The organism is Streptomyces sp. NPDC056948, from assembly GCF_042674225.1.
GTDB lineage: Bacteria > Actinomycetota > Actinomycetes > Streptomycetales > Streptomycetaceae > Streptomyces > Streptomyces purpurascens.
Window position 1 is genome coordinate 1 of sequence record NZ_JBHUQX010000430.1, and the last position, 7,682, is coordinate 7,682.

Consider the following 7,682-nt stretch of genomic DNA (forward strand, 5'->3'; position numbering starts at 1 on the left):
CCCCAGGTTTTAGCCTGGGGGGCGCGGCTTTTCGCCATTTCCGCAGGCCGCCCGCTGAAGGACACAGGAACGAGGCACCCAGATGACCGACCCCGTGACGCTGGCCGGCGAGGGCCAGCTCGGCGAATTCGACGAGAAGAGAGCCGAGAACGCCGTTCGGGAACTGCTGATCGCGGTCGGCGAGGACCCCGACCGCGAGGGGCTCCGGGAGACACCGGCGCGGGTCGCGCGGGCGTACAAGGAGATATTCGGCGGGCTGTGGCAGAAGCCCGAGGATGTTCTGACGACGACGTTCGACATCGGGCACGACGAGATGGTGCTCGTGAAGGACATCGAGGTGTACAGCACCTGTGAACACCATCTCGTGCCGTTCCGGGGCGTCGCCCATGTCGGGTACATCCCGGCCACCAGCGGCAAGATCACCGGGCTGTCCAAGCTGGCCAGGCTCGTGGACGTCTACGCCCGGCGCCCGCAGGTGCAGGAACGACTCACCACGCAGATCGCGGACTCCCTGATGGAGATTCTGGAGCCGCGCGGGGTCATCGTGGTCGTGGAGTGCGAGCACATGTGCATGTCGATGCGCGGGATCCGCAAGCCCGGCGCGAAGACGCTGACGTCGGCCGTGCGGGGGCAGCTGCGGGACGCGGCGACGCGGAACGAGGCGATGAGCCTCATCATGGCGCGCTGACGCCCAGCGTCACGTCGTCGGGGCTGCCCCCGTGCTGTCGTTCTCGTCGTCTTCCGGGAGTTTGCAGACGCGTTCCAGGAAGATGGCCGCCGCTATGACGCCGATGCCCGCGACGACGGAGAAGCCGGCGTAGATGGCCTGGTCGCGGCGGGCGGGGATGTCGAGGGACTCCAGCAGGAAGACGCCGGTGCCGCCGTACATGCCGGAGACGAGCGCGGCGACCAGGGCGCTGGCATGGCCGAAAACGACCGCGCGGGCCGCCATCATGGGGTCGACGCCCTTGGCGTCGGGCTGCCGCTCGCGCTGGGCCTTCAGGCGGGCGCGGAGCGAGAGCGCCGTGGCCAGGAGGACCACGGCGATCAGAGCGAGGACGATGGGGGCGGCCAGGGGGACGCTCGGGAGAGTGCCGACCGAGTTCCACAGGCGGGCCCCGGCCCAGGACAGCACTCCGGCCACGACGAAAACGCTGACCAGCACCCTGATGCGCAGCTCTCTCACGGTGTCCCTTCGTTCCCCCGGCGGTGGCCCCGTTCCGCGGCCGTCTTGACCTTAACGGCTACTCGGGCAGCCGGAGTTCCAGGTCCTTGCGGGGCGCCACGCCGTCCAGGGTGACGGCGTCCAGCAGACCGGCGACCGCGCCGCGGCCCGGTAGCTGTGCCTCGGGGTCCAGGTCGTGCCAGGGAGCCAGGACGAAGGCGCGCTCGTGGGCGCGGGGATGGGGGAGGGTGAGCTGCGGGTCGTCGGAGACGACGTCGGCGTACGACACGATGTCGACGTCCAGGGTGCGGGCGCCCCAGTGCTCGTCCCGGACGCGGTGGAAGGCCTCCTCGACCGCGTGCGCGCGCTCCAGGAGCGAGGAGGGCGGGAGGGTGGTCTTCAGGACGACGACCGCGTTGAAGTAGGCGGGCTGGCTGCCGGGCTCCACACCCCAGGGCTCGGTCTCGTAGACCGGGGAGACGCCCTTGATGCGGAGGCCGGGGGTGTCCTCGAGGGCGTCGACGGCTCCCTGGAGGGTCTCCAGGCGGTTGCCGAGGTTGGAGCCGAGGGCGACCACGGCCCATTTCGGATTGCTGAGGGTGGTGTCGGCGGCGTCGACCTTGTCGACGACGGAGGCGGGTACCGGCTGTACGGTCGGGTCGCTGGGACCCTTGATGAACGGTGCAGTCATACTCGGCTCCGGGTGATGGTGACGGTCACGTCGTCGAAGGGGACCGTGATCGGGGCGTCCGGCTTGTGGACGCGTACCTCGACCTCCTCGACCCCCTCGTGCTTCAGACATACCTGGGCTATGCGCTCGGCGAGCGTCTCGATGAGGTTGACGGGCTCGCCCTCGACGACGGCCACGACCTCCTCGGCCACGATGCCGTAGTGCACGGTCTTCGCCAGGTCGTCGTCGGCCGCGGCCGGTCGGGTGTCCAGGCCGAGGACGAGGTCCACGACGAAGGTCTGGCCCTCCCTGCGTTCCTCGGGGAACACACCGTGGTGCCCACGGGCCTTCAGGCCGCGCAGCGCGACACGATCCACGCGAATCACTCCTGCAATCGTCGGTCACGGCCGGTCCGTGCCGTGTGCGGGCGGCACACCGGCCTCAGTCGAATCTACCTGCGAGCCCGGACGGGGCCGGGCCACGGGGGTGGGCGCCCGGGCCGGGCCGGGCAGGATTCATCCAGCGTTTCCCCTGGCGAACCCGGCGGCTCATGGGTTGGTAGCCGCCCATACCCGGGGGTCCGTGATTCCAACCACGTCGTCGTCCCGCGGCCGGCCCTTGTGAGGCGCCTACCCACTCAGGAGGGGGTCTCCTCGCCCTCGTCCTCGTCGGTTTCGGCCAGAACGGGGGAAGCGTGGTGCGACCAGAGTTTCCACCCCTGGGGCGTGCGCCGGAACACGTTGGTGGCGACCACGAGCTGGCCGACGAGCGGGCCGAGCTCCTCGTCGCCCTCGGGGGCGGGGCCGCCGCTGAGGATGTTCTCCGTGCAGTTCACCAGGGCGGTGTCGCCGGTGACCGAGACGTGCACATCGGTCAGGAAGAACTGGATGTAGTCGGTGTTCGCCATGATCAGCGCGTACGACCGGAGGACCTCGCCGCGGCCGGTGAGCACGGGCCAGCCGGGGTGCACGCAGGAGACCACGCCGGTGTCGGCCGGGTCGTGGTAGGACTCGTCGACGCCCAGGTCGGAGGGGGTCAGCCAGAGCGACGCCAGTTCCTCGAAGTCGCCCCGTTCCAGTGCCTCGTAGAAGGCGGTGTTGGCGGCCTCGACCTGTTCGACGTCGGTGTGCGGGGCGCTCACCGGGCTCCTTCTGCGCCGGTGCCCGTCGAACGCGCCCCTTCTATGGCGTGGGCGACCCGTACCGCGTCGGCCGTGGCGCGTACCTCGTGCACGCGTACGGCCCAGGCGCCGGCGTGCGCCGCGAGCGCGGAGACGGCGGCGGTGGCCGCGTCGCGCTCGCGTGCGGGCGGGGGCGGGCCGTCGGGGCCGGCGAGGACCCGGCCGAGGAAGCGCTTGCGGGAGGCGGCGACGAGCAGCGGGTGGCCGAGGCGCAGGACCCGGTCGAGGCCCGCGAGGAGCGCGAGGTCGTGCTCGGCGTCCTTGGAGAAGCCGAGCCCGGGGTCGACGACGATGCGGTCGGGGGCGATGCCGCCGGCCAGGACGGCCTCCACGCGCGTGTGGAGCTCGTCCACGACCTCGCGGACGACGTCGGCGTACTCGCCCTTGACGTTGCCGCCCTGGAGGAAGCCGCGCCAGTGCATGACGACGAAGGGCGCGCCGGCGTCGGCGACGGCCGGGATCATGCGGGGGTCGGCGAGGCCGCCGCTGACGTCGTTGACGAGCGCGGCGCCGGCCGCGAGGGCCCGTTCGGCGACGGAGGCGCGCATGGTGTCGACGGAGACGGTGACGCCTTCGGAGGCCAGGCCGCGGACGACGGGGATGACGCGGCGGAGTTCCTCGGCCTCGTCCACCCGGGCGGCGCCGGGGCGGGTCGACTCGCCGCCGACGTCGACCAGGTCCGCGCCCTCGGTGACCAGGTCGAGGCCGTGTTTGACGGCGGTCGTGGTGTCGAAGAAGCGGCCGCCGTCGGAGAAGGAGTCGGGGGTGACGTTCACGACTCCCATGACCGCGCAGCGGTCCCATTCCGGTAGGCCCGCCACGCGCCCGCGTCCGCTCTGGTTGCTCATATGTTCAGCGTAGGCCCAGGCAGGGGCCGTCAGGCCCTGCGGCCCAAGTGACGGCCCCGTGCGGGTGGCTCGGTCACGCCGCCCGGACGTTGCGTTCCGTCGTCGTGCCGTGGGGGCAGGGGCGGCGGCCGGCCGGTCGGCGGTGGCGGAGGAAGCGCGGCAGGGGCAGGGCGAGGTTGACGAAGCCCTCGGCCTGCATGGCGGCGAATCCGATGCGGGGCAGGTCGGCGGAGGCGCGGTAGACGACGAAGCGGGGCTCCCAGCGCGGCCGGAACTTGGCGTTGAACTTGTACAGGGACTCGATCTGGAACCAGCGGGAGAGGAAGACCAGCAGTCCGCGCCAGGCGCGCAGGACCGGGCCGGCGCCGATCTTCTCGCCGCGTGCCAGTGCCGCGCGGAACATGGCGAAGTTGAGGGAGACGCGCTCGATGCCGAACCTGGGGGCGGCCTGGAGGGCGGCCACGATGAGCAGTTCGTTCATTCCGGGGTCGGCGGAGCGGTCGCGGCGCATCAGGTCCAGGGAGGCGCCGTCGGTGCCCCAGGGCACGAAGTGCAGGATCGCCTTGAGGTCGCCGTAGGGGCCGGGGTGCTCGTCCTGTTTGTGGGCGGTGGCGATGAGGCAGTCGCCGTCGGCGGGGTCGCCGATCCGGCCCAGGGCCATGGAGAAGCCGCGCTCGGTGTCGGTGCCGCGCCAGTCCTCGGCGGCGCGGCGGATGCGCTCCTGCTCGGCATCGCCGAGGTCACGGACACGTCGTACCCGGGTTTCGTAACCGGCGCGCTCGATGCGCTTGACCATCTGGCGCACGTTGCGCATCGCGCGGCCGGCGAGGGAGAAATCCTTGACGTCCACCACCGCCTCGTCACCCAGTTCGAGGGCGTCGAGCCCGGTCTCGCGGGTCCACACCTCGCCGCCGGTCTCGGAGCAGCCCATGACGGCGGGGGTCCAGGAGTGGGCCTTGGCCTCGTCCATGAACTGTTCGATGGCGCCGGGCCAGGCCTCGACGTCGCCGATCGGGTCGCCGCTGGCGAGCATCACGCCGGAGACCACGCGGTAGGTCACGGCCGCCTTGCCGCTGGGGGAGAAGACGACGGCCTTGTCGCGGCGGAGCGCGAAGTGGCCGAGGGAGTCGCGGTGGCCGTGCCGCTCCAGCAGGGCGCGCAGCCGTACCTCGTCCTCCTCGGTGAGCCGGGCGGCGGGGTGTTCGGGGCGGAAGGCCAGGTAGATGGTGGTGACGGCGGTGAGCAGGCCGAGGGCGCCGAGCGAGAAGGCCACCGTCCAGGAGGTGTTGCCCTGGTAGTCGACGGGGCCCTCGAAGCCGAACAGGCCGTAGAGGACGTGGGTGATGCGGTCGGCCAGGCTCGGGTCGCCGATGACGCGCTCGGAGTGGACGCTGACGATGAGCAGGCCGAGCATCAGCGAACCGGCGCTCATGAGCACGAAGTTGGCGAGCGCCCGCCAGCGGCTGCGCGGGTCGGGCAGGGCGTCGAACTGGTCGCGGTGGCGCAGCAGCGGTGCCAGCAGTGCCAGGGAGATCAGCACGCCCACGAGCGAGTGCCGGTACGTGAACTGCGCGACGGCACCGGCGGGCAGCAGGGCGACGGCCGCGCGCCAGGCCCGGCGCTTGCCGCGCTTGAGGCCGTGGGCGAGCAGCAGCAACAGCACGCCGGTGCTGAGCGACAGGGCGGCCGCGAACGGGCCGAGGGCGCCGGGCAGTACCTCGGCGATGGCGTGCATGCGGCTGTGGCGGAAGCGCGGGAACACGCCCGCGGCGATGTCCAGGACACCCACGAGGGCGCATGCTCTGCCGACCAGGACGGGGACGGCCTCGGGGCGCGGTCCGCGCAGCAGCCGGCGCACCCCGTTCACCGGGCCCGTGGGAGCCGCGTCGCTTCTGCGACTCGGAACCTCGACCGACATTTCCTCATCTGTCCTGACAGACATCGCATCCCATAGTTCCGCGAGAGACCTTGGATCCGGTGCCGATTCGGGCATCCGGCGACATTGCGCCCTCTAGGACGGTGTCTCGAGGGGAGAGGTTCACTCCTCACGTCAAAGCCGTTTCAAAGGCCAAGGAAAGTCCGGGACAAGCCCTCGCGAAGGTGTGGTCGCGGGGGCGGCCGGACGGAGAGCGCGGACAGGTAACCAACCCATGGGTCTCACGAGCAACAAGGTGCTGCTGTTGGCGGTGCTGTCGGCCGTGCTGCTGTTCGCCGGCACGGTCTGGCTGTGGCCACGGCTGGCCCGGCGCGGCTGGCGGGCGGTGGGCGGGCGCGTCGGCCTGCTGCTGGCCACCCAGTTGGCACTGTTCGCCGCGGTGGGCCTCGCCGCCAACCAGGCCTTCGGGTTCTACGCGAGCTGGGCGGACCTGTTCGGTCAGGAGAAGGACCAGGGCGTGGTGGTCGACCACGCGCGGGGCGACGGCCCGCTGGAGGTGGTCGCCACGCGGCGCGTGCCGGGGGCGGGCGGCGCGCAGCCCCAGGTCGGCGGCCGGATCCAGGAGGTCGGCATCGTGGGCCGGACGACCCGCATCGCCACCCCCGCGTACGTCTATCTGCCGCCGGAGTACTTCCAGCCGCGGTACCGCACCCGTTCGTTCCCCGCGGCCGTGGTGCTGACCGGTTACCCGGGCACGGCGTCGGCGCTGGTGGAGAAGCTCCACTACCCGCGTACGGCCCTGGAACTGGCCCGGGCGGGCCGGATGCGGCCGACGATCCTCGTGATGCTGCGGCCGACGGTGGCGCCGCCCCGGGACACGGAGTGCGTGGACGTCCCGGGCGGACCGCAGACCGAGTCGTTCTTCGCCAGGGATCTGCCCGACGCGTTGCGTTCGCAGTTCCGGGTGGTCGAAAAGCCGGGCCGGCTGGGCATCATCGGCAACTCCACGGGCGGCTACTGCGCGTTGAAGATCGCCATGCACCATCCCGATGTGTACGCCGCGGGGGCCGGTCTCTCCGCGTACTACAAGGCGCCGATCGACGCCACGACGGGTGATCTCTTCCAGGGCGACAAGGGGCTGCGGAATCGTGCCGACCTGTGGTGGTACCTGAAGCACAGGCCCGCTCCCGATACTTCGCTGCTGGTCACCAGCAGCAAGATGGGCGAGTCCAACTACAAGGACACGCTGCGGTTCATCGAGCGGGTGAAGAACACCGGGCGGACGCGGATCTCGTCGATCGTCCTCGAAAGCGGCGGGCACAACTTCAACACCTGGCGGCGCGAGATTCCGGCGACGCTGGAGTGGATCAGCGGGCGGCTGGGCGGCCGTTCGGGGACCGTTGCGAATGATCTTGAGAATTGATTGAAGAGCAGATTCCGCTCCTTGCCGAGTTCTGATGCGGTGTGAACACTTCGGTATGGCTTTGTTTTGCGGGGTGGCTCACCATGATTCGCCTACGCGCGGTAAGTTTCTGGCCATGCCACGTGGACGTCACCGCCATTCCCCGCCCCTGCACAGGCTGCTCCCCCCGTCGGCGATCGCAGGCGTCTCCCTCGTCTGCGCCCTGGGGCCCTGGGTGTTCACGGAGCCGATGGCGCTCCGCGGTCTGGCCGCCGCCGCGGCGGCGACGGCAGTCGTGGGCGCGGTCGTGCTGCGCCGCTGGGACAGCCAGGCGGGCAAACGCGTCGCCGACCTCACGCGCGGGCGCGCGAGCGACGAGTGGCGCTTCGAGGAGCGCGTCGCCGAACTGGAGGGCGACCTCGAGGAGTCCCGTGAGCTGCGGGTGAAGCTCGAGCAGCGGCTGCGCGCCAAGCGCACGGAACTGGCCGGGCTCCGCAACGAACACGCCGCGCTGCTGCGCCGGTACGCCACGTCCGAGACC

General features: G+C 71.2%; 8 protein-coding genes and 1 pseudogene. 3 read left to right on the forward strand and 6 right to left on the reverse strand.

Annotation, left to right across the window (positions count from 1 at the left end):
• Positions 1-82 precede the first annotated feature (82 nt).
• A complete protein-coding gene (folE, locus tag ACFTZL_RS37110) occupies positions 83-688 on the forward strand; it encodes a GTP cyclohydrolase I FolE (protein ID WP_215119823.1) in 606 nt (201 codons plus the stop codon).
• A 9-nt stretch (positions 689-697) separates the two neighbouring features.
• Here the strand turns inward: folE and ACFTZL_RS37115 are convergent, their stop codons facing one another.
• From ACFTZL_RS37115 to ACFTZL_RS37140, 6 genes are all read right to left on the reverse strand, one after another.
• Complete coding sequence (locus ACFTZL_RS37115; RefSeq protein WP_382592459.1) at positions 698-1,186, reverse strand: DUF3180 domain-containing protein; 489 nt, start codon at positions 1,184-1,186, stop codon at positions 698-700.
• Between the two features lie 58 nt (positions 1,187-1,244).
• Positions 1,245-1,856, reverse strand: coding sequence for a 2-amino-4-hydroxy-6-hydroxymethyldihydropteridine diphosphokinase (folK, locus tag ACFTZL_RS37120; protein WP_382592462.1), 612 nt, complete (start codon positions 1,854-1,856; stop codon positions 1,245-1,247).
• Positions 1,853-2,212 (reverse strand): dihydroneopterin aldolase, encoded by a 360-nt coding sequence (gene folB, locus ACFTZL_RS37125; protein ID WP_184594766.1) that lies wholly within the window; start codon positions 2,210-2,212, stop codon positions 1,853-1,855. Before folB ends, folK begins: the two co-directional genes overlap by 4 nt.
• 260 nt (positions 2,213-2,472) lie before the next feature.
• Positions 2,473-2,976 (reverse strand): nuclear transport factor 2 family protein, encoded by a 504-nt coding sequence (locus ACFTZL_RS37130; protein WP_382592465.1) that lies wholly within the window; start codon positions 2,974-2,976, stop codon positions 2,473-2,475.
• Positions 2,973-3,863 carry a dihydropteroate synthase gene (gene folP, locus ACFTZL_RS37135; RefSeq protein ID WP_382592468.1) on the reverse strand — a complete coding sequence of 297 codons (891 nt, stop codon included), beginning with the start codon at positions 3,861-3,863 and terminating at the stop codon, positions 2,973-2,975. Before folP ends, ACFTZL_RS37130 begins: the two co-directional genes overlap by 4 nt.
• A 73-nt stretch (positions 3,864-3,936) precedes the next feature.
• The gene (locus ACFTZL_RS37140) at positions 3,937-5,781 is read right to left on the reverse strand and encodes a phosphatidylglycerol lysyltransferase domain-containing protein (protein WP_382592471.1); all 1,845 of its coding nucleotides are present in this window, start codon (positions 5,779-5,781) and stop codon (positions 3,937-3,939) included.
• Positions 5,782-6,013: 232 nt separating this feature from the next.
• Here ACFTZL_RS37140 and ACFTZL_RS37145 point away from each other — a divergent pair, with 232 nt between their 5' ends.
• Together ACFTZL_RS37145 and ACFTZL_RS37150 are read left to right on the forward strand one after the other, a co-directional pair.
• Positions 6,014-7,162 (forward strand): alpha/beta hydrolase, encoded by a 1,149-nt coding sequence (locus ACFTZL_RS37145; protein WP_382592474.1) that lies wholly within the window; start codon positions 6,014-6,016, stop codon positions 7,160-7,162.
• A 115-nt stretch (positions 7,163-7,277) separates the two neighbouring features.
• A pseudogene (locus tag ACFTZL_RS37150) lies at positions 7,278-7,682 on the forward strand (hypothetical protein); the annotation flags it as partial.